The organism is Sporosarcina koreensis, assembly GCF_001531445.1.
In the GTDB taxonomy this organism is placed as follows: Bacteria; Bacillota; Bacilli; order Bacillales_A; family Planococcaceae; genus Sporosarcina; species Sporosarcina koreensis_C.
Genome location: NZ_LQYA01000187.1, coordinates 1 through 243 on the forward strand (window position 1 = coordinate 1; position 243 = coordinate 243).

Below are 243 nucleotides of genomic sequence, written 5' to 3' on the forward strand. Positions count from 1 at the left end.
GAGCCGACATCGAGGTGCCAAACCTCCCCGTCGATGTGGACTCTTGGGGGAGATAAGCCTGTTATCCCCGGGGTAGCTTTTATCCGTTGAGCGATGGCCCTTCCATGCGGAACCACCGGATCACTAAGCCCGTCTTTCGACCCTGCTCGACTTGTAGGTCTCGCAGTCAAGCTCCCTTATGCCTTTGCACTCTACGAATGATGTCCAACCATTCTGAGGGAACCTTTGGGCGCCTCCGTTACA

Annotated in this window: 1 rRNA gene; it reads right to left on the reverse strand. The window is 56.0% G+C overall.

Annotated features, from left to right (window positions below):
• Window positions 1-243: ribosomal RNA gene (locus AWV70_RS16840) — 23S ribosomal RNA — on the reverse strand; the annotation flags it as partial.